Annotated in this window: 1 protein-coding gene; it reads right to left on the bottom strand. The window is 72.5% G+C overall.

The window, feature by feature from the left end; all coding sequences use genetic code 11:
- A partial coding sequence (locus FOE67_RS23955; RefSeq protein WP_182666921.1) for a glycosyltransferase family 2 protein occupies positions 1 to 1,943 on the bottom strand: 1,943 nt, incomplete at its 3' end.
- Positions 1,944 to 2,029 lie beyond the last annotated feature (86 nt).

Here is a 2,029-nt window from a genome sequence, read left to right as displayed (position 1 = left end):
GCCGGCAGGGGCGGGGCCGGTTCGGAGGGGCCGACCGGGACCCCGGGATCCGGTGGATCGGTGCCGCGGCCGGGTTCCCCGGGTGCGGCCCCCTCCCGGGGGTCCCCTCCGCCGGCCGTGGCGCCGATCGCCAGGGGCACCGGCTCGACCGGCGCCGGGCGGGGTCGTCCCTCCCTCCCGGCACGGGCGGGGTCGGGAACCCCGCAGGGCCCGGCGGGTCCGTGCGTGTGCGCGGGCACGGCCACCGGCTCGGTCCCGCCGCGCCGGTCCCGCCACCGGCCGATCCACCAGATCGTGAGGGGGGCCAGGGACGCGGCCAGGGCGAGGACGGCCCAGGTGCGCATGGCGACATGGGTGTGGTCCCGGAACACCGAGACGGTGAGGGATCCGCCCAGCAGGACGGCCCAGTACAGGTGGAGTCGGAAGGTGACGGGTCGGTCGGGACTGGCCTCGTCGCCCTTGGGGGTGACGACGAAGCGGCTGCGGCGCCGCAGCAGGGCGTCGAGGAGGGATCGGGCCCAGATGGGGGCGGAGATCGCCGACATCGCCATGCCGGCCAGGCCGGAGGAGCCCTCGGGTTCGTGCGGGCTGACGTTGTGGCGGCGGTTCCACAGGTAGAGGCCGACCTGGAGGGCCGCGACATCGCTGTAGAGCATCAGCCACACCGCCGCCGGCACCTGGGTGCCGGAGGCCCCGAGGACGAGGTAGAGGGCGCAGCCGGTGGCGCCCAGGACCCAGGTGACGGCCGCCATGGGGTAGAAGGCCAGCATGAGGGAGTAACTGAGCAGGCGTCCGGGCGCGTGGCGGGTGCGGCCGTCGAGTCCGCCCCGCCCGTACTGGCGCAGGATGGTCTCGTAGGTGCCCCGGGACCAGCGCATCTGTTGGCTGAAGAAGTCGGTCCAGGAACTGGGGCCCTCCCCCACCGCCAGCACGTCCGGTGTGTAGACCGACCGCCAGCGCCGGCCGGTGGCGGGGTTGCGGGCCCGGTGGAGTTCGAAGCCGGTGGCCATGTCCTCGGTGATGGAGTCGTACAGGCCGCCGATGGTGCGCAGGGCGGAGATCCGCACCGCGTTGTTGGTGCCGACGAACATGGGGGCGCCGTAACGGTTCCCGGCCCGCTGGATGAGGGCGTGGAAAAGGAACTGCTGGCTCTCGGCGGCCTTGGTGACGGGGCCGTCGTAGTTGCCGTAGACCTGGGGGCCGACGACGAAGGCCACGTCGGGGTCGCGGAAGTACCCGAGCATCCGCTCCAGGTAGTTCGGCAACGGCACGTGGTCGGTGTCCACCGAGGCGAAGAAGTCGTACTCGTCGCCGTGGGCGTCGAGCCAGGCGTTGTAGTTGCCGTGCTTGGTGCGGGCCCGGAAGGCACCGGTCGGGCGGTTCCAGCGTTCGACACCGTGGCGGCTGAAGTGCCGCACGCCCAGTTCGGCGCACAGTTCGCGCATCCCCGGGTCGTCGCCCTCGTCGAGGAGCCAGACGTCCAGGGGGCCGGTGTGCCGCAGGCGCACCGCCGCCTCCAGGGTGGCCCGCACCATGGCGGGTGGTTCCTTGCCCGGTACGCAGGTGGTCAGGAACGCCACCCGGGTGCCGGTTTCGGGCACCACGGGCACCGGGTCGCGGGCCATCAGGGTGGCGTGTGCGATGGAGCAGACGTTGACCAATCGGAAGAGCTCGATCAGGGCGATGCAACCGAGCATGACGGCATCGGCGATCAACAGGTGGGTCGGGGCCTGGTCCCGGTCCGTCCAGTGCGACGGCCACACCAGCCACAACAGCAGCAGCGCCGACAGCAGGGGGGCGAGCGTCATCAGCGCCAGGGCGCGTATCCGATGGGGCTCGCGGGACAACAGGCTGCGGTAGCGGACCCGGTAGCCGGGGGCGGGTTCCTCCAGGGGGCCCGCCAGGCGGCTGTAGGTCTCGTAGTCGTAGCCCTCTCGCCGCACAACGTCCTCCGTCCGACGACAAAAGCGTTGGAACCACGACACGGCAGGAGCACGGGCCTGTCGAACGGGGGCGGTCCGATGGGGGG

The sequence above is a fragment of the Streptomyces calidiresistens genome, from assembly GCF_014141525.1.
Lineage (GTDB): Bacteria > Actinomycetota > Actinomycetes > Streptomycetales > Streptomycetaceae > Streptomyces > Streptomyces calidiresistens.
This window is presented reverse-complemented; position numbering and strand designations above follow the sequence as displayed.